Consider the following 24930-nt stretch of genomic DNA (forward strand, 5'->3'; position numbering starts at 1 on the left):
AAAAAAAACGGGCAGTCACCGCAAGGGACTGCCCGTTTTTTATGGCTCGACGATCAGAGGTCGTCTTTATCGAAGCGCCGCGCTTCACGCTGGAGCTGGTAGACGAACCGCTCGACCTGCCGTTGCACCAGGCCACTGATGTTGTGGAAGCGTACGCCGGCGAACGTGGTGTTGATCCTTTCTTCGAAATGCAGGTAACGCAGCTCGACTGGCGCGGTCATGTTGCCAAACGGCAGGGCTGCGATGAAGCGCTCATACACCTGGCCCAATTGCAGCCGTTCGGTGATGTCGCCGTCGAAACGCAATTTGCAACCGGTGGCGGAGATGTCCAGCAGCTTGCCGTCCACGGGTGACTTGAGCTTGTCGCCGCCCAGTTCAACGTTCACCAGTTGCGCCAGTTTCAGGGCGGCGCGGAAGGCGTTGCGGCGTTGGTGATAGACCACTTCGTCGGGCAGGGCACCGCGATAGCAGCGACCGTCGCTGGATTCGTCAATGGTCAGTGGACCCTTGCCATCCCATGCGATGCGCACGCCATCATGAAAACCCTCGACACGAAACGGCTCGCCGGCCAGCAGGAAACGCTCGCCATCCCGGGGGATCATTTCATCCAGGGCGATGGAGTTGGTCTCGCGATCGACGTTGACCAGATAGCTCTGGAAGCGCTGGGTGCGTTCATGGAACGTAATGATCAGCGGGTCGTGGCTATCTTGCAGCATCCGCAGGTTGCCGGAGATTTCCAGGGGCGTGGTGAGGACCTTGGGTGGCTGCGGAGCATCATCCGCGTTTGAGGCATTGAACACGGTGGGTCAATCTCCAGGCAAAATACGACTACGAATAGCCAGCATTTTGCCAGCATGTATCGCGCGTTGATAGAGCGAAGGCATTGTTCGTTTCATGCCTGGCTGAGCGGGCGGTGCTTGACCATTCTGGCCGTCGAGCCGCTAGCGTCATACAGCGTCGGGATCTCACCACCGTTCAGGATGCGCAATTGGTTGGCGGTGGCGGCCTGCTGCATCTGGATCGACTGGCCGTTGCGGGCGTTGGTCGCCTGGCATTGGGCGAGCAGGTCGTTGAGCACTTTACTCTGGGACAGCAACTGGTCGCCGATCGTCGACTGGCTGGCCAATTGCTCAAGGCCGTCATGACTGGCGGGCAAGTTGAGGCTGGCGAGGATCTCGCTGCGTTTGCGGCCATGCTGGTCAAGCAAGATGATCAATGCCTGTTTCTGCGCCAGGATGTTCTCCAGCAGAGGCATGTCGCGACCGTGCAGTGCCACGGATTCGGCCTGCAACAATTCCAGCAATTGTTGCGCTGGAACAAAGTCGTCGATGATCAGTTGCAATAAATTAGTATCGTGCATGGCTGGCCTTGGGTCTTAAGCGTCCAAAAGCCTGGCGCAGGCGGGGCGGCCTAGCGCTGGGCTTCGAAGTTGAGCAGTTTGCTGGCTACGCGGTTGCTGTCGACTTTGTAGCTGCCATCAGCGATGGCTGCTTTCAACTCGGCCACGCGGGCCTTGTCGACGACAGGTTGATCGCGCAGCTTGTCAGTGACCTTCTGCAACTGCTGAGCCTCATTGCTGAGGTGTACCGACTCCCCGTTGCTGACCTGTTCGGCTGCTGTAGGCAGCGGCGCGGATTTACCGGCTTCGGCGGTTTCCTTGGTCGCGCTGGTACGCGTAGTGCCTGTCAACGGTGAAGAGCTGTTTAAACGATTGAAATCGATGACCATGGTAAAAAACCTCTGGGTATTTGGACGCTTGCCATGTTTTCGGCCATCCCCAAAAAAACTTTAGGCTCATTTATTCAATGAGCATGCGCACGTCTGCGCTTGCCTTTGCGTAAGGCACAGTCTAGGGAACACCGGGATCAAGCGCCAGCTTTCTACCTCCTTTACCGGATCACTACATCGCCACTTCCACTTGGCCTGGGGCCATCACTTGCGCCTTGATCACGCGTTGGGAGTTGAGGTTTTTTACCCGTATCTGTTCACGCATGCCGCCGTTGGACAGGGCCTCGCCGGGCATCCGCACGGCCAGGGAGCCACTGCGGGCGGTGATGACCACCTGGTCGCCCTTGCGGACCACTTCGGCCTGCTCCAGGTGCACCAGCGTCACGACCTGATCGGCGACCATTGGTCGGACAAGTTTCTGCCCGATGGCCTGGTCAACGGAGGTCAGGAAACCTTGGGTGATCTGGCTGATGTCCCGTTCGCGCAACATCACGTCCTGGGGCTCGACAATCCCGGCCCGCTTGAGCGGACGAGTGGTCGTGACAATTTCTCGAAACAGGCGCACTTGAGCCGGCACGAACACCGTCCAGGGCGCGGCGCTGTCGCAACGAACCTTCACCGTGACGCGGCCCAGGGGCCTGGCCGGACTCTCCAGCGAAGCAGTCAATTCCTTGTCGCACATCGGCATGCGCAGGCGCGGGTCGAGCTGGTTGACTTCGATTTCGTAGCGCCCTTCGGTTTGACTGGTAGCCAGATAGTCTTCTACGGTGAATTCAAGAAAGCCCTGAGTGACGCCGATAAGGAGATCAGGCAAGGTAACCGGAACAGCAGCAAGGGCAGGACCGCCCGAAGTGAACAGGCAGACAGCCAGCAGTGCACCGAGCCAATGGCGGCAGTGAGTGGTCAGGCGTCGAGAAAATGTCGTTTGTGCGTTCATGCCGGTTCAATAGCAAGCCCCGTGCCGTTTAGTGATGAATGCGCGTCGGACACATTAGCGTTATGTAGGAGTCAGGGCATGGCGGGAGTAATGGATTCGGTAAACCAGCGCACTCAGCTGGTCGGTCAAAATCGCCTGGAGCTGTTGTTGTTCCGTCTCGACGGCCAACAAATGTATGGGATCAACGTCTTCAAGGTCCGCGAGGTGCTGCAATGCCCCAAGCTGACGTTGATGCCCAAGTCCAGTCCCGTTGTGTGCGGGGTGGCCAATATCCGGGGAGCGACCATCCCGATCCTCGACCTGGCGATGGCGACCGGTTCCGGTCGGTTGCTGGACCAGAGCAATCCGTTTGTGATTATCACCGAGTACAACACCAAGACCCAGGGTTTCCTGGTGCGCTCGGTGGAACGCATCGTTAACATGAACTGGGAGGAGATCCATCCACCGCCCAAGGGTACTGGTCGCGATCACTACCTGACGGCAGTGACCCGGGTCGATAACCAGTTGGTGGAAATCATCGACGTGGAGAAGATCCTCGCTGAAGTGGCTCCCACTCCGGAGGCTATTTCCGCGGGTGTGGTGGACGCCGAGACCCAGCACAAGGCGATTTCGCTGCGGGTATTGACCGTCGATGATTCTTCGGTGGCACGTAAGCAGGTGACCCGCTGTCTACAAACGGTCGGTGTCGAGGTAGTGGCGTTGAACGATGGGCGTCAGGCGCTGGATTATCTGCGCGCGCTGGTCGACGAGGGCAAGAAGCCCGAGGAAGAATTCCTGATGATGATCTCCGACATCGAGATGCCGGAGATGGACGGGTATACCCTGACGTCGGAAATCCGCAGCGACCCACGTATGCAAAAGCTGCATATCATCTTGCATACTTCGTTGTCCGGTGTTTTCAACCAGGCGATGGTCAAGAAGGTCGGTGCCGACGATTTCCTGGCGAAATTCCGGCCCGATGACCTGGCTTCCCGGGTAGTCGATCGGATCAAGGCAGCAGAGTAAGCAAAGGTCGGGCGCGTTGTGCGCCCGGCAAGTCAACGCGATGAAAGAGGCGGTATCTTGTCTACGGGTAATTTGGATTTCGAACAGTTCCGGGTCTTCCTGGAAAAAGCCTGTGGCATCTTGCTTGGTGAAAACAAGCAATACCTGGTGTCGAGCCGTCTCAATAAATTGATGGAACAACAGGGCCTCAAGTCATTGGGCGAACTGGTGCAGCGTATCCAGAGCCAGCCGCGCAGTGGCTTGCGCGAGATGGTGGTGGACGCGATGACCACCAACGAAACCTTGTGGTTTCGTGACACCTATCCGTTCGAGGTGTTGAAGAATAAGGTGCTGCCGGCGGCCATCAAGGCCAGCCCGGGCCAACGCCTGCGAATCTGGTCGGCGGCCTGCTCGTCGGGACAGGAACCCTATTCGTTGTCGATGACCATCGATGAGTTCGAACGGTCCAACCTCGGCCAGTTGAAAGGCGGCGTGCAGATCGTCGCCACTGACCTGTCCGGGACCATGCTCAATAACTGCAAGACCGGCGAGTACGACAGCCTGGCCATCGGCCGGGGCCTGTCGCCGGATCGCCTGCAACGCTACTTCGACCCGAAAGGGCCGGGCAAATGGGTGGTCAAGGCGCCGATCAAGAGCCGGGTGGAATTCCGCTCGTTCAACCTGCTGGACAGCTACGCCAGCCTGGGCAAGTTCGACATCGTGTTCTGCCGCAACGTGTTGATCTATTTCTCCGCCGAAGTGAAGAAGGACATCCTGCTGCGCATCCACGGCACGCTCAAGCCGGGCGGCTACCTGTTCCTTGGCGCCTCCGAAGCGTTGAACGGTTTGCCGGATCATTACCAGATGGTCCAGTGCAGCCCGGGGATCATCTACCAGGCGAAGTGATTCGTTCAGGTTGTCAAAAAAAAACGGGAGTCCCTTGGGGCTCCCGTTTTTTTTGTGCCAGTTTTTTCCAATTCACTACAGCTTCCTGTGGGAGCGAGCCTGCTCGCGATGCGGTATTCCAGGCGACATTGATGTGGACTGACACACCGCTATCGCGAGCAGGCTCGCTCCCACAACGGAACGCATCCATCCTGCAGAAGCGGCAGAAAAGCGGCAGCCAGCGGAAACCAGTTGCCGCTTTTCTGGCATTGCCGCCTTGCCGGTGTCCGCAAAGCCCCGGTTTATGGGGTTTTTTGGAAATGGCACGACGCTTGCTTTAGCCGTCGTACGTACATTCTGGTCACCCAAAGGTTTCCGACATGAGCATCAGCTTCGATAAAGCGCTCGGTATCCACGAACAGGCCCTGAGCTTCCGCGCCCAGCGTGCCGAAGTCCTGGCCAATAACATCGCCAACGCCGATACCCCGAACTACAAGGCTCGGGACCTGGACTTCTCCAAAGTGCTCGCCGAGCAGAACGAGAAGACCAAGAACGGCCATTTCGCCCTGAACATGACCAACAGCCGTCATATCGAGGCAGAAGGCCTGGGCAATGGCGACGAATCGCTGATGTATCGCACGCCGATGCAGCCTTCGATCGACCAGAACACCGTGGACGCTCAACTGGAACAGTCCAACTACGCGGAAAACTCCGTGAACTTCCAGGCCAGCTTCACCCTGCTCAACAGCAAGTTCAAAGGGCTGGTATCGGCCCTGCGCGGAGAGTAAGCCATGTCGATTGCTAGCGTATTCAACATTGCCGGCAGTGCCATGAGTGCCCAGACCACTCGCCTGAACACCGTCGCCAGTAACATTGCCAACGCCGAAACCGTTTCGTCGAGCATCGACCAGACCTACCGCGCCCGCCACCCGGTATTCGCCACCATGTTCCAGGGCGGCCAGTCCGGCGGCAGCGACTCGCTGTTCCAGGAACAGGACGCGGCCGGTCAGGGCGTACAGGTGCTTGGCGTGGTCGAAGACCAGAGCAACCTCGAAGCCCGTTATGAGCCCAACCATCCGGCTGCGGACGCCAAGGGTTACGTCTACTACCCGAACGTCAACGTCGTCGAAGAAATGGCCGACATGATTTCCGCCAGTCGTTCGTTCCAGACCAACGCCGAAATGATGAACACCGCCAAAACCATGATGCAGAAGGTCCTGACCCTCGGTCAGTGATAAGGGGCGAGTCACATGAGCGTTACCAGTACAACAAGTGGTTTGAGCCTCAACGAGATTCTGGCCAACTCCTCGGTCAAGACCAACACCACCACCGATGGCCTGGGGAGTGCGACAAAGGCTGCGAGCGGCAACCAGGAGCTGGGCAAGGATGCGTTCTTGCAGTTGCTGGTTACCCAGCTGAAAAACCAGAACCCGTTGGAGCCACAGGATAACGGCGAGTTCGTTGCCCAACTGGCACAGTTCAGCAGCCTGGAGGGCATCACCACCCTCAACGAGACCGTGAGCGGCATCGCCGGCAACTACAACTCGTCCCAGGCCTTGCAGGCTTCGTCCCTGGTCGGGCGCTCGGTCATTGCCCCGGGCGACAAGGCCGTGGTCGATACCTCCAAGAGCCTCAACGGCACCGTGGTGGTACCGACATCGGTGTCCTCCGTTGCCGTCAAGATCGTGGACAAGGACGGCAAGACCGTTCGCACCATTGACCTGGGTAGCCAGAAGGCCGGCAACTCCGCCTTCATCTGGGATGGCAAGAACGACGCGGGCACGACGGTCGAATCGGGCACCTACACCTTCGCGGCCTCGACCACCATCGACGGCAAGGCCACGTCGCTGATCACCAACCTGCCGGCCACGGTCAGCAGCGTGACGATCAGCCAGACGGGCGGTGAGCTGATGCTCAACCTGGCCGGGCTGGGCAGCATCGCCCTGTCCAAAGTACAAACTATTGGTATGTAGAGCCGACTAACCGGCAAAAGGAGTCAACATGTCTTTTAACATCGGCCTTAGCGGTCTCTATGCAGCCAACAAACAGCTGGACGTGACCGGCAACAACATCGCCAACGTGGCGACCACCGGTTTCAAATCGTCCCGCGCGGAATTCGAAGACGTCTACTCGGCCACCAGGCTGGGCTCGGGCAGCAAGACCGTCGGCAACGGCGTGCGCCTGGCCAACGTTTCCCAGCAGTTCGGCCAGGGTGACGTGAACAACACCGGCAACGTGCTGGACATGGGTATCCAGGGCCAGGGCTTCTTTGTCCTGAGCAACGACGGCTCCCTGAGCTACACCCGTGCCGGTACCTTCAAGACCGACAAGGAAGGCTACATCACCAACAGTGACGGCACTGCGCGCCTGCAGGGCTATGGCGTGGATGCCAACGGCAAGATCCAGAACGGCATCCTGACCGACCTGCGCATCGACACCTCCAACCTGCCGCCGACGGCCACCAGCCTGGTGTCCTCGACGATCAACCTGAACTCGACGGCGACGGCGATCACCGCGGCGTTCAATCCGGCCGACACGGCCACGTTCACCAAGCAGTTCACCACCCCGGTCTATGACACCCAGGGCAACCAGCACTCCATGGACCAGTACATGGTCAAGACTGCCGGCAACACCTGGAACGTCTATACCTTGATCGATGGTCGTAACCTGAACGGCACCGCGCCGACCACGACCGGTGCGAACGCTCCCATTCCTTCGACCATGAGCTTTGATTCGAGCGGCAAGCTGACTCAGGTCAGCACGCCGCCAGTGCCGCCTGCCACTACGCCGACCATCAACAGCGACCTGGTGTTGACTGGCTGGGTACCTGGCACCGTGACCAACGGCGTATGGGCCGCCAACGGCGCCGCGAGTGCACCCACTATCACGATTTCCATGGGCAACACCAGCCAGTACAACGCCGATACCGCGCGCTCGATTCCGACCCAGAACGGCTACGCCACCGGCCAGATCACCAACCTGACCATCGACGGCAGCGGAGTATTGCTGGCCAACTTCAGCAACAACCAGACCAAGCCGATCGGTCAGCTCGCGCTCGCCAGCTTCACCAACGAGCAAGGTCTGCAGCCGGTAGGTGGTACCAGCTGGAAGGAAACCTTCGCCTCGGGTATCCCAGGCTACGATGCTCCGCAAACCGGCACCTTGGGTTCGATCGTCTCCAACGCCCTGGAAGAGTCCAACGTCAACCTGACCAACGAACTGGTCGAGTTGATCAAGGCCCAGAGCAACTACCAGGCGAACGCCAAGACCATCTCCACCCAGAGCACCATCATGCAGACCATCATTCAGATGGCTTGATGTCAACGGTTGCTTGAAGCTGCACAAAGAGCCCCTCGCAAGAGGGGCTTTTTTTGTGTGCGGCGATTTTTTTGGCGCCTGTCCCGGCCTCATCGCGAGCAGGCTCACAACAGGTGGGCGCATTCCAATGTGGGAGCGGGCTTGCTCGCGAAAGCGGTGGGTCTGCTTGCGGCGATGATGAATGTGCCAACGCCTTCGCGAGCAAGCCCGCTCCCACAGTAGTGATGTGTACCGCCTGACCTTTGTGGGAACGAGCCTGCTCGCGATGAGCGCCGGGTCAGGCGCTGATTTCCTCCAGGCAAAAGAAAACCCCCGATAAACCAGCGGTCTATCGGGGGCTTCTTCAGCGGGCGCTTTTTACACGCCCGCTCGCTCAGCTTATTGGCAAGCTTCGCAATCCGGCTCGTCGATCGCGCAGGCCTTTGGCACTGGCGCCGGTCCCGCTGGAGCCGCCAGGACCGAATCGTCACCGTGGTTGCCGCCGCTGGAAACAGCGTTCAGCTTGCCGGTGTTGATGGTCGACTTCTCGGTGCTGGTGGCGGCCAGGGCACGGAGGTAGTAGGTGGTTTTCAGGCCACGGTACCAGGCCATGCGGTAGGTCACGTCCAGCTTCTTGCCCGAAGCGCCGGCGATGTACAGGTTCAGCGACTGAGCCTGGTCGATCCACTTCTGGCGACGGCTGGCGGCGTCGACGATCCACTTGGTGTCCACTTCGAACGCGGTGGCGTAGAGCGCTTTGAGCTCTTGCGGGATGCGCTCGATCTGTTGCACCGAACCGTCGTAGTACTTCAGGTCGTTGATCATCACCGAGTCCCACAGGCCGCGAGCCTTGAGGTCGCGAACCAGGTACGGGTTGATCACGGTGAATTCGCCCGACAGGTTCGATTTCACATACAGGTTCTGGTAGGTCGGTTCGATCGACTGCGATACGCCGGTGATGTTGGCGATGGTCGCGGTCGGTGCGATGGCCATGATGTTGGAGTTACGGATGCCTTTCTGCACACGGGCGCGAACCGGTGCCCAGTCCAGGGATTCGTTCAGGTCCACGTCGATGTACTTCTGGCCACGTTGGGCGATCAGGATCTGTTGCGAGTCCAGCGGCAGGATGCCCTTGGACCACAGCGAACCCTGGAACGTCTCGTAGGCGCCGCGCTCGTCGGCCAGGTCGCAGGAAGCCTGGATCGCGTAGTAGCTGACCGCTTCCATGGACTTGTCGGCGAACTCGACGGCAGCGTCCGAACCGTACGGGATGTGCTGCAGGTACAGCGCGTCCTGGAAGCCCATGATGCCCAGGCCGACCGGACGGTGCTTGAAGTTGGAGTTCTTCGCTTGCGGCACCGAGTAGTAGTTGATGTCGATTACGTTGTCGAGCATGCGCACGGCGGTGTTCACGGTGCGTTGCAGCTTGGCGGTGTCCAGCTTGCCGTCGACGATGTGGTTCGGCAGGTTGATCGAGCCCAGGTTGCAGACCGCGATCTCATCCTTGTTGGTGTTCAGGGTGATCTCGGTGCACAGGTTCGAGCTGTGGACCACGCCCACGTGCTGTTGCGGGCTGCGCAGGTTGCACGGGTCCTTGAAGGTCAGCCATGGGTGGCCGGTCTCGAACAGCATCGACAGCATCTTGCGCCACAGGTCTTTGGCCTGGACGACTTTGAACAGCTTGATCTTGTTGTACTCGGTCAGGGCTTCGTAGTACTCGTAGCGCTCTTCGAAAGCCTTGCCGGTCAGGTCGTGCAGGTCCGGCACTTCGGATGGCGAGAACAGGGTCCACTTGCCGTCGTCGAAGACACGCTTCATGAACAGGTCAGGGATCCAGTTGGCGGTGTTCATGTCGTGGGTACGACGACGGTCATCACCGGTGTTCTTGCGCAGCTCGATGAACTCTTCGATGTCCATGTGCCAGGTTTCCAGGTAGGCACAGACCGCGCCCTTGCGCTTGCCGCCCTGGTTGACCGCGACTGCGGTGTCGTTGACCACTTTGAGGAACGGCACGACGCCCTGGGATTTGCCGTTGGTGCCCTTGATGTACGAGCCCAATGCGCGAACCGGGGTCCAGTCGTTGCCCAGGCCGCCAGCGAATTTCGACAGCATGGCGTTGTCGTGGATGGCGCCGTAGATGCCCGACAGGTCATCCGGAACGGTGGTCAGGTAGCAGCTCGACAACTGTGGACGCAGGGTGCCGGCGTTGAACAGGGTTGGAGTCGAGGCCATGTAGTCGAAGGACGACAACAGGTTGTAGAACTCGATGGCGCGGTCTTCACGCTGTTTTTCTTCGATCGCCAGGCCCATGGCCACGCGCATGAAGAAGATCTGCGGCAGTTCGAAACGCACGCCATCCTTGTGGATGAAGTAGCGGTCGTACAGGGTTTGCAGGCCCAGGTAGGTGAACTGCTGGTCGCGTTCGTGGTTGATGGCCTTGCCGAGCTTTTCCAGGTCGAATTCGGCCAGCACCGGGTTCAGCAATTCGAACTCGATGCCCTTGGCGACGTAGGCCGGCAACGCCTTGGCGTACAGGTCGACCATTTCGTGGTGGGTCGCGCTTTCGGCGACTTCCAGGAAGCTCAGGCCTTCGGCACGCAGGGTGTCCATCAGCAGGCGAGCGGTCACGAAGGAGTAGTTCGGCTCGCGTTCCACCAGGGTCCGGGCGGTCATCACCAGAGCGGTGTTGACGTCCTTGAGGGCGACGCCGTCATAGAGGTTTTTCAGGGTTTCGCGCTGGATCAGGTCGCCATCGACTTCTTCCAGGCCTTCGCAGGCCTCGGTGACGATGGTGTTCAGGCGGCCCATGTCCAGCGGCGCCAGGCTGCCGTCGGCGCGGGCGATACGGATGGACGGGTGAGCCTGGACCGGTGCGTCGGCTGGGGAGCGGGTAGCACGTTCCTTGGCGCGGGAGTCACGGTAGATCACGTAGTCGCGGGCCACTTTCTGCTCGCCGGCACGCATCAGGGCCAGTTCGACCTGGTCTTGGATTTCTTCGATGTGGATGGTGCCGCCCGAAGGCATGCGACGCTTGAAGGTCGCGGTGACCTGTTCGGTCAGGCGGGCCACGGTGTCATGGATTCGCGACGAAGCGGCAGCGGTGCCGCCTTCAACTGCGAGAAACGCTTTGGTGATGGCGACGGTGATCTTGTCATCGGTGTAAGGAACGACAGTGCCGTTACGCTTGATCACACGCAATTGGCCCGGCGCGGTGGCGGACAGATCCGGGCTCGAATCGGCGGCCAGCGGCGCGGTGCCCTGCGGGTTCTCGCGAGTTGTGTCGGTGTGCATGGGTGTCTCCACGTTCTTTATGTTTGTTTGGGCACCATCACGGTGCCCACCGTTCCGTCCTGAAGCACTACAACCGACTGGCGCCGGGCATAACAACTTCGGGACAGTAGGAAGCAGGCGTTTAATGCCGCTTCCATCCGAAGTTCTCAGGTTGCGAGCAGGGCTCGAAACCGGGTTGTCGGGGTGGCAGCAATTGACTGCAACACCCGTACCGTTTCGGTCGTTTTCGACCTTGAAACAGCTGCCATCCGCAGGGGCGGTCTGGGCTTGGGGAAATACGGTGTTTCAGCTGGACAGAAGCAAGAAAAGCGCTTGAATTCTCTGTCCGACTTGTGTTTGGTTTTTGGCCTGAAACCCTACATGTAGGGTTTTTTACGCGGCGGGCTACAAGATAATGCGTTTTCGGGGGGTATGCAACGTACTACCTGTGGATAAGCCTGTGCGTAATTTGTGTGAGAAACCTGGAACTGCTCTGTAGGCCGCGACCTAGCTGGAGTGGACCTTTTTTCATCGGTTTCGACGATCAGAAAACAGCCCGGTGGTTTTTTGCGGGCGCGGACGTTACCACATAAAACCGACCCGATCGAAACACATTTGTCCGCTTGTTTTCTGTGCAGGTGACGTTTATACAATCGGCCCGTGCATGAGTGTGTTTATCCTCCTTTAACATGACAAAAAGATGGGGGAGCGGTATCCGAAGCGGTCCCTTGTGGCGAGGGGATTTATCCCCGTTGGGCGGCGAAGCGGCCCAGAATTGGCGACCGTGCGGGTCAGACAGAACGCAGGGGGCCGCTCCGCGACCCAGCGGGGATAAATCCCCTCGCCACAAGGGGCGATGCTGATCCTTCCTTTTATATTCGCAGCAAGAGGGGCCCCCAGTGGAACAAGAAGCCTGGCAGATATTGATCGTCGAGGATGACCAGCGTCTGGCCGAGCTGACCCGGGAATACCTCGAAAGCAACGGACTGCGTGTCGCCATCGAAGGCGATGGCGCGGTGGCGGCCGCGCGGATCATCGCCGAGCAGCCGGACCTGGTGGTCCTCGACCTGATGCTGCCCGGCGAAGACGGCCTGAGCATCTGTCGCAAGGTGCGCGAGCAGTATGATGGGCCGATCCTGATGCTCACAGCTCGTAGCGACGACACCGATCAGATCCAGGGCCTGGACCTGGGCGCCGATGATTACGTCTGCAAGCCGGTGCGCCCGCGCTTGCTGTTGGCGCGCATCCAGGCCTTGCTGCGGCGCAGTGAGCCGGAGCCGAGCGCCGCGCAAAAGCAGCGACGCCTGCAGTTCGGCCCACTGGTGGTCGATGATGCCCTGCGCGAGGCCTGGTTGCAGGGCAACGGTATCGAGCTGACCAGCGCTGAATTCGACCTGCTGTGGCTGTTGGTGTCCAATGCCGGGCGCATCCTGTCCCGGGAAGAAATCTTCACTGCCCTGCGCGGCATCGGGTATGACGGCCAGGACCGTTCCATCGATGTGCGCATTTCGCGCATCCGCCCCAAGATCGGCGACGACCCGGATCATCCACGGCTGATCAAGACCATCCGCAGCAAAGGCTACCTGTTCGTTCCTGAAGCTTGCGTAGACCTGGCGCCGTGAATTCGATCTTCCTGCGCATTTATGGCGGCATGTGCGCGGCACTGGTGCTGGTGGCGGTGCTCGGCGTACTGGCCCTGCACTTGCTCAACCAGACCCGCAGTGAGCAATACCGCGAGCGCCTGGCCCACGGCACGTTTTCGCTGATGGCTGACAACCTGCGGCCGATGAACGACACCGAACGGCGGCGAGCCTTGGCGGTGTGGGAGCGCCTGCTGGGCATCCCCCTGGCGTTGCAGACCTTCGCCCAGACCGACCTCGATCTCGGGCAGCGCACCCGCGTATTACGCGGCCAGGCCTTGGTGGAACAGACCGGGCCGCATGCGGCGAAGGTCTATCGGCTGGTCAGCGATGGCGAGCAACTGATGCTGGTGGGGGAAGTCCAGCAGATCAGCGAACAACTGGCCCGTGCGACTATTTACCTGCTGGCCGACGAATTGGTGCGCTACCCGGTGGGTGAGCAGCCCGAACGGCTCGCGCAACTCAAGGAGGAAAAAGGCTTCGGTTTCGACTTGCGACTGATGACCGTCGTACAGGCGGACATGGACGAAGACCAGCGCCGTCGGGTGTCCGAGGGCGATACGGTGATGGCGCTGGGCAAGGGTGGCGACTCCATCCGGGTATTCGCCGGCATGGTCGGCACGCCATGGGTGCTGGAGATCGGTCCGCTGTACCAGATGAACCCTTATCCGCCGCAATGGCTGGTGCTGATCGCGGCGCTGGGGTTGAGCCTGATCGGATTGATCGTCTACCTGTTGGTGCGTCAACTGGAGCGGCGCTTGCGTGGCCTGGAGTCAGCCGCCACCCAGATCGCCCAGGGCAGCCTGGAAACCCGGGTGCCGGCCCGCGGTGCCGATTCGGTCGGGCGACTGGCCGCGGCCTTCAACGGCATGGCCGAGCACTTGCAGCAACTGTTGGCGATTCAGCGGGAGCTGGTGCGCGCGGTGTCCCACGAATTGCGCACGCCGGTGGCGCGCCTGCGCTTCGGCCTGGAAATGCTCGGCAGCGCCACCACGCCCCAGGCCCGGGACAAGTACCTGGCGGGCATGGACCACGACATCGAGGACCTGGATCGGCTGGTGGACGAAATGCTCACCTACGCGCGCCTGGAACAAGGCTCACCGGCCTTGAATTTCCAACGGGTGGATCTGGACGCGCTGGTCAATCAAGTGATCGATGAGCTGGGGCCGTTGCGGGCCGGAATCACGGTCGAGCGCGGTCTATGCCTGTCGGCCGCCGATTGCGACGGCGCCTGGGTCGAGGCCGAACCGCGCTTCCTGCATCGCGCCCTGCAGAACCTGGTGGGCAATGCCATGCGCCACGCCAATTCCCGGGTCACCGTCAGTTACCAGGTGGGCCAGTTGCGCTGTCGGGTGGACGTGGAAGACGACGGGCCCGGCGTGCCGGAAGCGGCCTGGGAACGGATCTTCAAACCCTTCCTGCGCCTGGACGACAGCCGCGCCCGGGCTTCGGGCGGCCATGGGCTGGGGCTGTCGATCGTGCGGCGAATCATCCACTGGCACGATGGTCGGGCGCTGATCGGCAAGAGCAAGAGCCTGGGCGGGGCCTGTTTCAGCTTGAGTTGGCCGAGGCATCAGGACCGGTCTTGAGAGATGTGGCGACCCCATCGCGAGCCTGCTCGCGATGAGGCCCTTCCAAACACCACAAATCTCAGGCCTTGATCCCCACCAGGCTCAATAGCTGCCCATCCTTCACCCCAAACCGCGCCTGCAATTCACTGCCATGGCGCCACTCCGCCGACAGGTCCGTCAGCAAGCGCAGGCGCACCTGCCCATCGTGTGTCCAGTCCAGCACTTCGGCATGCTCGAAATAAAAGCGCTGCCTGACGATGGGATACAGCGCCTTGAACAGGCTTTCCTTCACTGAAAAGGTCAGGGTCACCAGTAAGGCCCGCTCATCGCGCGTGAGCTGGGCCATACGCTGCAACTCTGGCGATGTGAGGATTTCACCGGCCAGGCGTTCGGCGCGCTCGGGGTCGAGCAGGTTCTCCACGTCCATGCCCAGCCCCTGCCAGTGTTCTTTTCTCGCGACGATTGCCGCTGCACGGCCAGTGCTGTGGGTGATCGAACCACTGACGTGAGCAGGCCACACCGGGGCACGGTCTTCGCCGATGGCCGGCACGCAGGTTTGACCGTCGAGCCTCTGCAAAGCCGCCCGGGCACAGATCCGCCCGGCCAGGAATTCTGCCTGGCGCTTGGCTACCGAGCGCTGGATGCTTGCCGGTGGCTCGATGGCACTGTTAGGGAAGTCGGCGCCCACCAGCAACAACGGGTCGAAGCGGGTGCTCAGCAGCACTGTTCCGGGCAGGGCATCGGGCAGGAGCCAATGTTCATCCAAAGGCGAGCAGCAGGCGGGCAGGGCGGGGAGTGTATTCATGCCGGGCATTTTGCCGGGTTGGCTTGAGGCTGGGTAGTGGCGTGGTTGTTATGTGGGGCATGGCTGGCTTTTGTGGCGAGGGAGCTTGCTGTGGGAGCAAGGCTTGCCCGCGATGAAGGCGATGTGGTCCTCCAGAAATCGAGTCGCCTGGGTCGCGAGCAAGCTTTGCTCCCACAATCCCCTCGCCACAGGAGGGATGTATCAGAAGATTTTCTTGAAGAATTTCTGCATATCCGCCCACGACTTCTCATCGGCTTCTTTGTTGTAGCCGATGTCCGGTCCGCCATGTTCGCCGTGGCTCAACCGGTCGGCGTCGGGGTTGCTGAAACCGTGCTTGGCGCCTTCGAGGCTGACGAATTTATAGTCGGCACCGGCCTTGTCCATCTCGCTCTTGAACGCAGTGACGTTGTCCTGGGTGACCATGCTGTCCAGGGCTCCATGCTCGACCAGCACCTTGGCCTTGACGCTGCCCGGCGTTGCCGGGGTGTTGGTCACCAGCGCACCGTGGAAGCTCACTACGCCGGCCAGCGGCACGCCTTGGCGCGCTGCATCGAGTACTACCTTGCCTCCGAAGCAGTAGCCGATGGCGGCGAGTTTGTCCGGATCGGTCTGGGGCTGTTTCTTCAGCAGGTCCAATCCGGCCTGGAAACGGGCGCTGGCCGCCTTGCTGTCCTTGAGCGCCGCTTGCATGAAGGCCATGGCGTCCTTGGGATGCTCGGTGTTCTTGCCGTCGCCGTACATGTCGATGGCCAGGGCGCTGTAGCCCAGGCCCGCGAGGTCACGGGCGCGGCGCTTGGCGTAGTCGTTGAGCCCCCACCATTCATGCACCACTACCACACCTGGGCGCGGGCCTTTGACGGCGTCGTCATAGGCGTAATAACCGATCAGCTTGGTGCCGTCGGCGCTGGTGTAGGGGATTTCCTGGGTCTGGATGGCGGCGAGGCTCGCACCGCTAAAGGCCAGAAGTACAACTGCAAGCAGCCTGCGCATGATGGATCTCCTTAAAAAATGGTTCGCTCAGATTAGCCGATTCATTCAGCGCAGGTTCAGAGAACGTTCAAGGGGTGTTCAGGGACCGCTGGTTAACGTGACAGCGACTTCACACACCACCCACGTTGCAAAGGAACTTGATCATGACTGCTATGAAAAAACTGCTGTTGGCTTTCACCGTGCTGGGTGCCACTGCCATGGCCCACGCCGATGACAACTTCGCCAGCCTGACCCTTGGCCAGACCAGCGACAAAGTCAAGAAATCCAACGCCTTGGACAGCGCCCTGAACAACCCCAACGCCGACGGCGTCATCGGCAAGGACACCACGTATGGCCTGCGACTGGGCAAGCAAAACGACCAGGGCCGCTACTACGCCACCTACGACAACGTCTCGGGCACCCACAACGGCATCAAGTTGCGCCAGGAAAACCTGCTGGGCAGCTACGATGTGTTCTATCCGGTCACCAGCAGCACCAAACTGTTCGGCGGCGGCACGGCGGGCCTGACCAAGCTGACCCAGGACTCTCCCGGCTACAGTCGCGACAGCGACATCGGCTACGCGGTGGGCCTGCAAGGGGGCGTCCTGCAACAAATTTCGCAAAACACCTCGGTTGAACTGGGTTACCGTTACCTGCGCAGCAACGCCAGCACCGAGATGAGCCCGCACGGCGGCGACAAGGTCGGCTCGCTGGACCTGACCAGCAGCGCCCAGACGTACCTGTCCGCCAACTACACGTTCTAAGCGGTCGATGGTGAGCGTATCCAGCCGGATCGGTCGAAGACGATCCGGCGCCTTTCGTTGAGGTGCGTGGTGCTGGATTGTTTGATTTTGCCTGTGGAGAGGCTCCATGAAATTACTGGTCGTCGAAGACGAAGCGCTGTTGCGTCATCACCTGCAAACCCGTCTTAGCGACAGCGGCCATGTGGTGCAGGCCGTGGCCAATGCCGAAGAGGCCTTGTACCAGGTCCGCGAGTTCAACCATGACCTGGCGGTGATCGACCTGGGCCTGCCGGGCATCAGCGGGCTGGAACTGATCCGCCGGCTGCGCTCCCAGGACAAGACGTTTCCGATCCTGATCCTGACCGCCCGCGGCAACTGGCAGGACAAGGTCGAAGGCCTGGCCGCCGGCGCCGATGACTACGTGGTCAAGCCGTTCCAGTTCGAAGAGCTGGAGGCCCGCCTGAATGCCCTGCTGCGTCGCTCCAGCGGCTTCACCCAGTCGACCATCGTGGCTGGCCCGCTGTTGCTCGACCTCAATCGCAAGCAGGCGTCCCTGGGCGACGAGCCGCTGGCGCTGACCGCCTACGAATACCGAATCCTTGAATACCTGATGCGTCATCACCAGCAGGTGGTCGCCAAGGATCGCTTGATGGAACAGCTTTATCCCGATGACGATGAGCGCGATCCCAATGTCATCGAAGTGCTGGTCGGGCGCCTGCGCCGCAAGCTGGAAGCCCCCGCCGGCTTCAAACCCATCGACACCGTGCGCGGCCTGGGCTACCTGTTCAACGAGCGCTGCCAGTGATTCGTTCGCTTCGGCTGCGGTTGATGCTGGCTGCCATGACCTTGGCAGTGCTGTTCATGCTGGCACTGTTGCCGGCCATGCAAGGCGCGTTCAGCCTGGCGTTGCAGGAGTCCATCGAGCAACGCCTGGCCTCGGACGTGACCACGCTGATTTCCGCCGCCCGGGTGGAAAACAACCGCTTGAAGATGCCGACGCAACTGCCCGATGAGCGCTTCAACCTCGCTGACGCCCGCCTGCTGGGCTACATCTATGATCGCGAGGGGCGGCTGGTGTGGCGCTCCAAGGCCACCCAGGAAGAAAACATCAATTACACGCCGCGTTATGACGGCCAGGGCAATCAGTTCGCGCGCATTCGCGAGAACGACGGCCAGGAGTTTTTTGTCTATGACGTCGAGATCAAGCTGCTCGGCGGCCAGAACGCGGCGTTCAGCATCGTCACCCTGCAACCGGTGCGCGATTACGAGGTGACCCTGCAAGGCTTGCGGGACAATCTCTACCTGGGCTTCGGCGCTGCCTTGGTGGTGCTGCTGGCGCTGCTGTGGATCGGCTTGACCTGGGGCCTGCGGGCGCTACGACGGCTGAGTCAGGAGCTGGACGAGATCGAAAGCGGAGCCCGGGAAAGCCTCAGTACCGAGCACCCTCGGGAGCTGTTGCGCCTGACCGGTTCCCTCAACCGCCTGCTCTACAGCGAACGGGAGCAGCGCAGCCGTTACCGCGACTCTCTTGATGACCTGGCCCACAGCCTGAAAACCCCGCTGGCGGTATTGCAGGGTGTCAGCGAAGACATGGCCCGGCGTCCCGAGGATCGTGGGCAGGCCTGGGTGTTGCAGAGCCAGATCGAGCGCATGAGCCAGCAGATCGGCTATCAGTTGCAGCGCGCCAGCCTGCGCAAAAGCGGGCTGGTGCGCCATCAGGTGCGCTTGCGCCCGGTGCTGCAAAGCCTGTGCGATACCTTGGACAAGGTCTATCGCGACAAACGGGTCAATGTCAGTTTCGATCTGCCGGAGCAGTGTCAGGTGCCAATCGAACAGGGCGCCTTGCTGGAGATGCTCGGCAACCTGTTGGAGAACGCCTATCGGCTATGCCTGGGCGAGGTACGCGTGAGCGTGCACCAGACCCTCGGTGGCATGGAGTTGAGTGTCGAGGACGACGGGCCGGGCGTGCCACCGGATCAACGAGCGCGGATTCTCCAGCGTGGTGAGCGGCTGGATCGCCAGCATCCGGGGCAGGGCATTGGCCTGGCGGTGGTCAAGGACATCATCGACAGCTACGGCGCCAAGTTGACTTTGGGGGGATTCAGAGCTGGGCGGGGCGGCGTTCCGGATTCATTTTCCGGTGGTTTGACTGGGATATTTTCGGTGTGTGTGCGGGCCTCTGTGGCGAGGGGATTTATCCCCGCTGGGCTGCGTAGCAGCCCCCAAACAGACAACTCGGTGTGCCAGGTAGATTGAGTCACTGCTTTAGGGCTGCTGCGCAGCCCAACGGGGATAAATCCCCTCGCCACAGGGGCAGCACCCCGCAGGAACTGGATGCCACCACTCAGTTCTCCATCGCCCGATAAGCCCCCCGGTGTCAGCCCCGTCCACTTCTTGAATGCTCGGTGAAACGCCGACGGTTCGGAGAACCCCAACTGCTCGGCGATCTGTTGTAGTGACAGGTCCGCGCGTCCCAGGTGATAGATGGCGATATCCCGCCGCAACTGATCCTTGAGTTCCTGGAAGCTGGTGCCTTCCTCCCGCAAGTGCCGGCGCAAGGTCTGCGGGCTGAGGTGCAGATGGGCGGCGACGGTGTCCAGGTCGGGCCAGCGTGCCGTGTCGCGGCTGAGCAGGCGGCGCAGTTGGCTGCTCAGGCTGTGGCCGTCGTCCGGACGCGACAGCAGGTCGGCGGGGGAGCGCTCGAGGAAATGCTTGAGGGTGCGTTCGTCCTGCAGCAGCGGCATTTCCAGGTAGCGACTATGGAACAACAGGCTGCTGCTGCGGGCGTCGAACACCAGCGGACAGGGAAACAATAAGTCGTATTCGGCGCCGTGGGCGGGTTTGGTATAGCCGAAGGTCGCCTGTTCCAGGCCGATCCGCTGGCCGATCAGCCAACTGGCGAGGCGATGCCAGACCACCAGCAGGCTTTCAGTCAGGAAGTGATCGGGGTCCCAGAGCGTCGAATCGTCCAGCACCAGTCGCACTCGCTCGCCTTCGGTTTCCAGCGTCAGGCTCGGGGCGTCGGGGAACAGGCTGTAGAACAGCAAGCCACGCTGAAGAGCCTTGCCCAGGGTCCGACAGTGAATCAACGCGTGACACATCATGGCAAACGTCCCGGGTTTACTCGCCGCCCGGCCGAATCCCAGGTATTCGTCCCCCAGTGCCAGCCACAGAGCCTGCAACAGGCGGGCGAATTGCTCGGGCGCAATCCGCGCCCGCGGCTCATCCAACAGCTCAGGGCTGATGCCCAGCTGTTGCAGCAGGGGAAAATAGTCGAAGCCTTGCCGACGCGCACCGCCCAGGGCGGCGCGGGCGAAGTGGCTGGCGATCGTGCGTTGGCGCATGGCAGAAATCCGTCCGTTAAGCGGGCGATGGTAGCAGGGGGGGAGGGCTGAACAAGGCGGATATCCGCCAAATCCCGGAATGCGAAACGGCTTGTAGGCGGAAATCCGCCACCTTACACGTCACGTTTAATCCCTGTGGAATCCGCTAACCCGTCTGCTATACCGGATGTAGGGGGTTTCGCAAAAATGGCACGCGCTTTGCGAAGGGTTAGGTAGGTCTGCCGCGTGCAGCCGACAAAAAACAAATCCCTCCAGTGCAGGAGGGTTCGCAATTGAGGTGCCGTTGATGACAGGTGGATGTCGTCATGCGGGACTCTTGAGGAAGGTTTGCCATGACGACTCGTCAGCCACTGTACAAATCCCTGTATTTCCAGGTGATCGTAGCCATTGCCATCGGTATTTTGCTCGGCCACTTCTACCCGCAGACCGGTGTTGCCCTCAAGCCATTCGGCGACGGGTTCATCAAACTGATCAAAATGGTCATCGCCCCCATCATCTTCTGTACCGTCGTCAGCGGCATCGGCGGCATGCAGAACATGAAATCGGTGGGCAAGACTGGCGGCTATGCGCTGCTGTACTTCGAAATCGTCTCCACCATCGCCCTGCTGATCGGCCTGGTCGTGGTCAACGTCGTACAGCCGGGCGTTGGCATGCACATCGACGTGGCAACCCTGGACACCAGCAAGATCGCCGGTTTCATCTCGGCTGGTAAAGACCAGAGCATCATCGCCTTCATCCTCAACGTGATCCCGAACACCATCGTGGGTGCGTTCGCCAACGGCGACATCCTGCAAGTGTTGATGTTCTCGGTGCTCTTCGGTTTCGCCCTGCATCGCCTGGGTGCCTACGGCAAGCCGGTGCTGGACTTCATCGATCGCTTCGCCCACGTGATGTTCATCATCATCAACATGATCATGAAGCTGGCGCCTATCGGTGCGTTCGGTGCCATGGCCTTCACCATCGGTGCCTACGGTGTCGGTTCGCTGGTGCAACTGGGCCAGCTGATGATCTGCTTCTACATCACTTGCGTGGTGTTCGTGCTGGTGGTGCTGGGCGCCATCTGCCGCGCCCACGGTTTCAGCGTGGTCAAGCTGATCCGCTACATCCGTGAAGAACTGCTGATCGTGCTGGGTACTTCCTCGTCGGAATCGGCCCTGCCACGCATGCTGATCAAGATGGAGCGCCTGGGTGCCAAGAAGTCGGTCGTAGGCCTGGTCATCCCGACTGGCTACTCGTTCAACCTCGACGGTACTTCGATCTACCTGACCATGGCTGCGGTGTTCATCGCCCAGGCCACCGACACCCCAATGGACCTGACTCACCAGATCACCCTGCTGCTGGTGCTGCTGCTGTCGTCCAAAGGTGCTGCTGGCGTGACCGGTAGCGGTTTCATCGTACTGGCGGCCACCCTGTCGGCCGTGGGCACCTTGCCGGTGGCCGGCCTTGCACTGATCCTGGGTATCGACCGCTTCATGTCCGAAGCCCGCGCCCTGACCAACCTGGTGGGCAACGCCGTTGCCACGATCGTGGTTGCCAAGTGGGTCAAGGAGCTGGACGAGAACCAACTGCAGACCGAACTGGCTTCCGGCGGTCGCGGTATCTCCGACGTCCGTGAAGATGACGAGCAGATTGCGGCGGCGCAGATTGCAGCGGCAGAGTCCTCTGCTCCAGGCGCTGTGAAGTAAGCTACAGGCTGTAATGAAAAACCCGCTTCGGCGGGTTTTTTATTGCGCCTGAGTTCGCAAGATAAGTGTGCTTTTGTGCCAAGGGGATTTATCCCACACTCTGTGGGAGCAAGGCTTGCCCGCGATGAAGGCGATGCGGTCTTTCAGGATTGAGGCGCCTGTTTCGCGAGCAAGCTTTGCTCCCACAGCCCAGCGTCGCCACACGGATCTGTGCCAGCCATGAGCACAATCGTCATTCGATGTGACACCTGCGGTAATTGCCCCACCGCCAACCCCTGCCTAGTCTTTCACCATCACCCCTCGGAGATCGCTCATGCAAGGCCCACTGGCATCGCTCAAGGTTCTGGACTTCTCGACCCTGCTGCCCGGCCCATTCGCCTCGCTGTTGCTGGCGGACATGGGAGCCGAGGTGTTGCGCATCGAGTCGCCGACCCGCCAGGACCTTTTGCGGGTACTACCGCCCCATGACCGGGGCGTATCGGCCAGCCACGCCTACCTCAACCGCAACAAGCGCAGCCTGGCCCTGGACCTCAAGCAACCGCAAGCGTTGGAGGTGGTCACGCAGTTGCTGGCGGACTACGACATCCTGCTGGAGCAGTTCCGCCCTGGCGTGATGGAGCGACTGGGCCTGGGGTATGAGGCCTTGAAGGCGATCAACCCACGGTTGATCTATGTGTCGATCACCGGCTATGGCCAGACCGGCCCCTATAAGGACCGCGCCGGGCACGACATCAACTACCTGGCCTTGGCGGGGCTGGCCAGTCATACCGGCCGCGCCGACAGCGGCCCACTGCCGCTGGGGATCCAGGCGGCGGACATTGCTGGCGGTTCGCTACACGGGGTGATCGGGCTGTTGGCAGCGGTGATTGCCCGTCAGCAGACCGGGCAGGGCCAGCACCTGGATGTGAGCATGACCGACTGTGTATTCAGCCTGAACGCCATGGCCGGTGCCGGTTACCTGGCCTGTGGGGTGGAACCGGGTTGGGAAAACCAGATGCTCAACGGCGGCAGTTTCTACGACTATTACCGCACCCGCGATGGTCGCTGGATGTCGGTGGGCAGCCTGGAACCGGCCTTCATGCAGGCGCTGTGCGAGGCTTTGGGGCGACCGGAGCTGGCGGCCCAGGGGCTGTCGCCTCAACCCGAGCAACAGCGCATGCTCAAGCAGGCACTGCAAGCGGAGTTCGAGAAGCATGATTTCGCCGAGCTTTGCAGCTTGTTCGCCGGGATCGATGCCTGTGTCGAACCGGTGCTGAGTCTTGAGGAAACCATCAGGCATCCGCAGCTACAGGCTCGGGAGCTGGTGACACAGGTGCCCCGTGGCGATGGTTCGAGCCAGGCGCAGATGGCCTGTCCGCTGAAATTTTCCGAAGGGTTGCCCGAGCCTCGGCATATTGGCGCGGGGCTGGGGGCGCATACGGATCAGGTGTTGGGGGAGTTGGGGTTCAGTGTTGAGCGGATTGCTCAATTGCGCAGTGCCCAGGTGATTTTGTAGTGCTTTCAAGTGCCCTTCGCGAGCAGGCTCGCTCCCACAGTGGATCCATGTACGACGCAAATCCCCCTGTGGGAGCGAGCCTGCTCGCGATAGGGCCAGTCGAAACTCTACAAAAAATTGCTATTCGACCCGCGTCTCTCCACTGAACACCAAGGTCTGTCGACAACTACGACACAAATATCGCCGTCCCTGGCGCACCAGGCTGTGGCGCTGGGCCGAAAACGGGAAGTCACTGCCGTCGCAGGGGCATTTGTAGATGTAGCGGGTCACGCTGCGGCGTTTGATTTCGTAGGTGTGGCAACGGTTGGGCGGCAGTTCGTACACCCCGCGCATGATCAGTTGCCATTCTTCGCCATGGGGCTGGATGCGCTCGCCAAACAGTTGGTGGGCGATCAGGTGCGCGACTTCGTGAGCGACGGTCTGCTTGAGGAAGTCTTCGGCGTTTTCCCGGTACAACTGTGGATTGAAGCGCAGCAGATTCTCATGCAGGTGCGCGACACCGGCCTTCTGGCCACGCAACTTGAGGCTGACCACCGGGCGTTTGAAAGGACGTTTGAAAAAGGATTCGGCTTGTTGGTAACACTCTTCGACGCGGGTATTGAGTTGCTCGAGCATGCTTTACGGGTCTCCAGAAATCCGAGTATGCCGCAAGCGTCGGCCGTTGCGAATCGTTCAGGCGCCCAGTGGTCGTTTCCACCCTCGCAAACACAGGAAGGCCGCCTTGCGGCGGCCTGTGTTGGCAGATCCTGCTTCTTATTGGAGAGCTTCAATCATTCAGTTGGTATACACCGGGCCGACGCCCAGCCCCCAGACGATGACCGTGAACGCCATGATTGCCACCAGCACTACCAGGCCGACGGCGAGCACCGAACTGGAAAACAGGAAACCTTCGTCCTGGGGAATGTTCATGAACGTTGGCAGACCCACATACAGCAGGTAGACCGTGTAGCAGATCGCCGCCGTGCCGACGATCATCCCCAGCCACATGTGCGGGTAGAGCGCCGCCAGGCCGCCGATGAACAAAGGTGTTGCGGTGTAGGTGGCGAACGCAACGCAACGGGCCAGACTCGGATTGGCATCATAGGTGCGGGCCATCCAATGGATGAAAGCGCCCATCACTGCCACACCGCCCAACATGGCCAGGTACGACATGATGGTCATCCACAGCGCGCTTTCCTGGGTGAGCATGACCGGTGGGCGATTGCCGATGACCCATCCTACCTGTGTGGTACCGATGAACGCCGACACGGCGGGAATAGCCGCCAGGATCAGCGTGTGGGTGAGGTACATGTGGCTGATGCTTTCCTCCTGATCGCCACGGATTTCTTTCCATTCTTGATCAGGGTGGGTAAAGAGCCCCACGACATGATGGATCATAGTCAGTCACTCCTTTGTTATTGCCATCGCCCCCCAACGGAGCGCCTACGGGCCAAATGGCCGGGTAAGTAAAGGTCTGTAAGTGTGTGCGACCTTATGTCGCAGTATAGAAAGGAGTCGCCGCGAGGGGGATGGGGGGCTTAGAGCAAATCGCGCTGTAGGCGATGGTGTTAATCGCCGATGGGTCTGTACATGACTTG

At 60.7% G+C, this 24930-nt stretch carries 21 protein-coding genes and 2 pseudogenes; 13 read left to right on the plus strand and 10 right to left on the minus strand.

What is annotated here, in order from left to right; translation table 11 throughout:
- Positions 1-53: 53 nt before the first annotated feature.
- The 4 genes from GN234_RS25630 to flgA form a co-directional block, all read right to left on the minus strand.
- On the minus strand, positions 54-800 hold the full coding sequence (locus GN234_RS25630) for a flagellar brake protein (protein WP_176689251.1): 747 nt from the start codon (positions 798-800) through the stop codon (positions 54-56).
- 92 nt (positions 801-892) lie between these two features.
- Positions 893-1360: a flagella synthesis protein FlgN gene (locus GN234_RS25635; RefSeq protein ID WP_109753933.1), complete on the minus strand. Its 468-nt coding sequence runs from the start codon at positions 1358-1360 to the stop codon at positions 893-895.
- A 50-nt stretch (positions 1361-1410) separates the two neighbouring features.
- A complete protein-coding gene (gene flgM, locus GN234_RS25640) occupies positions 1411-1728 on the minus strand; it encodes a flagellar biosynthesis anti-sigma factor FlgM (RefSeq protein ID WP_109753934.1) in 318 nt (105 codons plus the stop codon).
- Positions 1729-1900: 172 nt separating this feature from the next.
- Positions 1901-2665, minus strand: coding sequence for a flagellar basal body P-ring formation chaperone FlgA (flgA, locus tag GN234_RS25645; RefSeq protein ID WP_063324729.1), 765 nt, complete (start codon positions 2663-2665; stop codon positions 1901-1903).
- Between the two features lie 78 nt (positions 2666-2743).
- Between flgA and GN234_RS25650 the strand changes: the two genes are divergently transcribed.
- The 6 genes from GN234_RS25650 to flgE all read left to right on the plus strand — a co-directional run bounded on the left by GN234_RS25650 (position 2744) and on the right by flgE (position 7852).
- The gene (locus GN234_RS25650) at positions 2744-3670 is read left to right on the plus strand and encodes a chemotaxis protein CheV (protein ID WP_060741036.1); all 927 of its coding nucleotides are present in this window, start codon (positions 2744-2746) and stop codon (positions 3668-3670) included.
- A 57-nt stretch (positions 3671-3727) separates the two neighbouring features.
- Complete coding sequence (gene cheR / locus GN234_RS25655) at positions 3728-4555, plus strand: protein-glutamate O-methyltransferase CheR (protein ID WP_109753935.1); 828 nt, start codon at positions 3728-3730, stop codon at positions 4553-4555.
- A 359-nt stretch (positions 4556-4914) separates the two neighbouring features.
- Complete coding sequence (flgB, locus tag GN234_RS25660) at positions 4915-5322, plus strand: flagellar basal body rod protein FlgB (RefSeq protein WP_003204732.1); 408 nt, start codon at positions 4915-4917, stop codon at positions 5320-5322.
- Positions 5323-5325: 3 nt separating this feature from the next.
- Positions 5326-5769, plus strand: a complete 444-nt coding sequence (gene flgC / locus GN234_RS25665; protein WP_003204730.1) for a flagellar basal body rod protein FlgC — start codon at positions 5326-5328, stop codon at positions 5767-5769.
- Positions 5770-5784: 15 nt separating this feature from the next.
- Complete coding sequence (gene flgD / locus GN234_RS25670; RefSeq protein WP_109753936.1) at positions 5785-6507, plus strand: flagellar hook assembly protein FlgD; 723 nt, start codon at positions 5785-5787, stop codon at positions 6505-6507.
- 28 nt (positions 6508-6535) lie between these two features.
- Entirely contained in the window at positions 6536-7852 is a 1317-nt protein-coding gene (gene flgE, locus GN234_RS25675; protein ID WP_116833262.1) for a flagellar hook protein FlgE, read from the plus strand.
- Positions 7853-8230: 378 nt separating this feature from the next.
- Here flgE and GN234_RS25680 read toward each other — a convergent pair whose 3' ends face one another.
- Positions 8231-11122, minus strand: a complete 2892-nt coding sequence (locus tag GN234_RS25680; RefSeq protein WP_109753938.1) for a ribonucleoside-diphosphate reductase subunit alpha — start codon at positions 11120-11122, stop codon at positions 8231-8233.
- An 878-nt stretch (positions 11123-12000) separates the two neighbouring features.
- On the opposite strand from GN234_RS25680, the gene GN234_RS25685 reads away from it, so the two are divergent.
- On the plus strand, positions 12001-12723 hold the full coding sequence (locus tag GN234_RS25685) for a response regulator (protein ID WP_109753939.1): 723 nt from the start codon (positions 12001-12003) through the stop codon (positions 12721-12723).
- Entirely contained in the window at positions 12720-14330 is a 1611-nt protein-coding gene (locus tag GN234_RS25690) for an ATP-binding protein (protein ID WP_109753940.1), read from the plus strand. The genes GN234_RS25685 and GN234_RS25690 overlap by 4 nt, the downstream gene beginning before the upstream one ends.
- Before the next feature lie 61 nt (positions 14331-14391).
- Here the strand turns inward: GN234_RS25690 and GN234_RS25695 are convergent, their stop codons facing one another.
- Together GN234_RS25695 and GN234_RS25700 are read right to left on the minus strand one after the other, a co-directional pair.
- Positions 14392-15117, minus strand: a complete 726-nt coding sequence (locus tag GN234_RS25695) for a 4'-phosphopantetheinyl transferase family protein (RefSeq protein WP_204334236.1) — start codon at positions 15115-15117, stop codon at positions 14392-14394.
- Between the two features lie 201 nt (positions 15118-15318).
- The gene (locus GN234_RS25700) at positions 15319-16107 is read right to left on the minus strand and encodes a dienelactone hydrolase family protein (RefSeq protein ID WP_116833259.1); all 789 of its coding nucleotides are present in this window, start codon (positions 16105-16107) and stop codon (positions 15319-15321) included.
- Positions 16108-16250: 143 nt separating this feature from the next.
- Here GN234_RS25700 and GN234_RS25705 point away from each other — a divergent pair, with 143 nt between their 5' ends.
- The 3 genes and pseudogenes from GN234_RS25705 (at position 16251) to GN234_RS25715 (ending at position 18978) form a co-directional block, all read left to right on the plus strand.
- Complete coding sequence (locus GN234_RS25705) at positions 16251-16850, plus strand: hypothetical protein (RefSeq protein ID WP_109753943.1); 600 nt, start codon at positions 16251-16253, stop codon at positions 16848-16850.
- A gap of 106 nt (positions 16851-16956) precedes the next feature.
- Positions 16957-17634, plus strand: a complete 678-nt coding sequence (locus GN234_RS25710; protein ID WP_109753944.1) for a response regulator — start codon at positions 16957-16959, stop codon at positions 17632-17634.
- Positions 17631-18978: pseudogene (locus GN234_RS25715) on the plus strand (ATP-binding protein). The gene GN234_RS25710 and the pseudogene GN234_RS25715 overlap by 4 nt, the downstream one beginning before the upstream one ends.
- 195 nt (positions 18979-19173) lie before the next feature.
- Here the strand turns inward: GN234_RS25715 and GN234_RS25720 are convergent.
- Positions 19174-20173 (minus strand): annotated as a pseudogene (locus tag GN234_RS25720) (AraC family transcriptional regulator).
- A 332-nt stretch (positions 20174-20505) separates the two neighbouring features.
- Here GN234_RS25720 and GN234_RS25725 point away from each other — a divergent pair.
- Both GN234_RS25725 and GN234_RS25730 read left to right on the plus strand, forming a co-directional pair.
- Entirely contained in the window at positions 20506-21858 is a 1353-nt protein-coding gene (locus tag GN234_RS25725) for a dicarboxylate/amino acid:cation symporter (protein ID WP_176689252.1), read from the plus strand.
- A 313-nt stretch (positions 21859-22171) separates the two neighbouring features.
- On the plus strand, positions 22172-23353 hold the full coding sequence (locus GN234_RS25730; RefSeq protein WP_116833257.1) for a CaiB/BaiF CoA transferase family protein: 1182 nt from the start codon (positions 22172-22174) through the stop codon (positions 23351-23353).
- 120 nt (positions 23354-23473) lie between these two features.
- Here the strand turns inward: GN234_RS25730 and GN234_RS25735 are convergent, their stop codons facing one another.
- The gene (locus GN234_RS25735) at positions 23474-23968 is read right to left on the minus strand and encodes a SprT family zinc-dependent metalloprotease (protein ID WP_109753949.1); all 495 of its coding nucleotides are present in this window, start codon (positions 23966-23968) and stop codon (positions 23474-23476) included.
- Between the two features lie 159 nt (positions 23969-24127).
- Positions 24128-24730: a Yip1 family protein gene (locus GN234_RS25740; protein WP_039591896.1), complete on the minus strand. Its 603-nt coding sequence runs from the start codon at positions 24728-24730 to the stop codon at positions 24128-24130.
- Between the last annotated feature and the right edge of the window lie 200 nt (positions 24731-24930).

This window comes from Pseudomonas bijieensis, assembly GCF_013347965.1.
GTDB lineage: Bacteria > Pseudomonadota > Gammaproteobacteria > Pseudomonadales > Pseudomonadaceae > Aquipseudomonas > Aquipseudomonas bijieensis.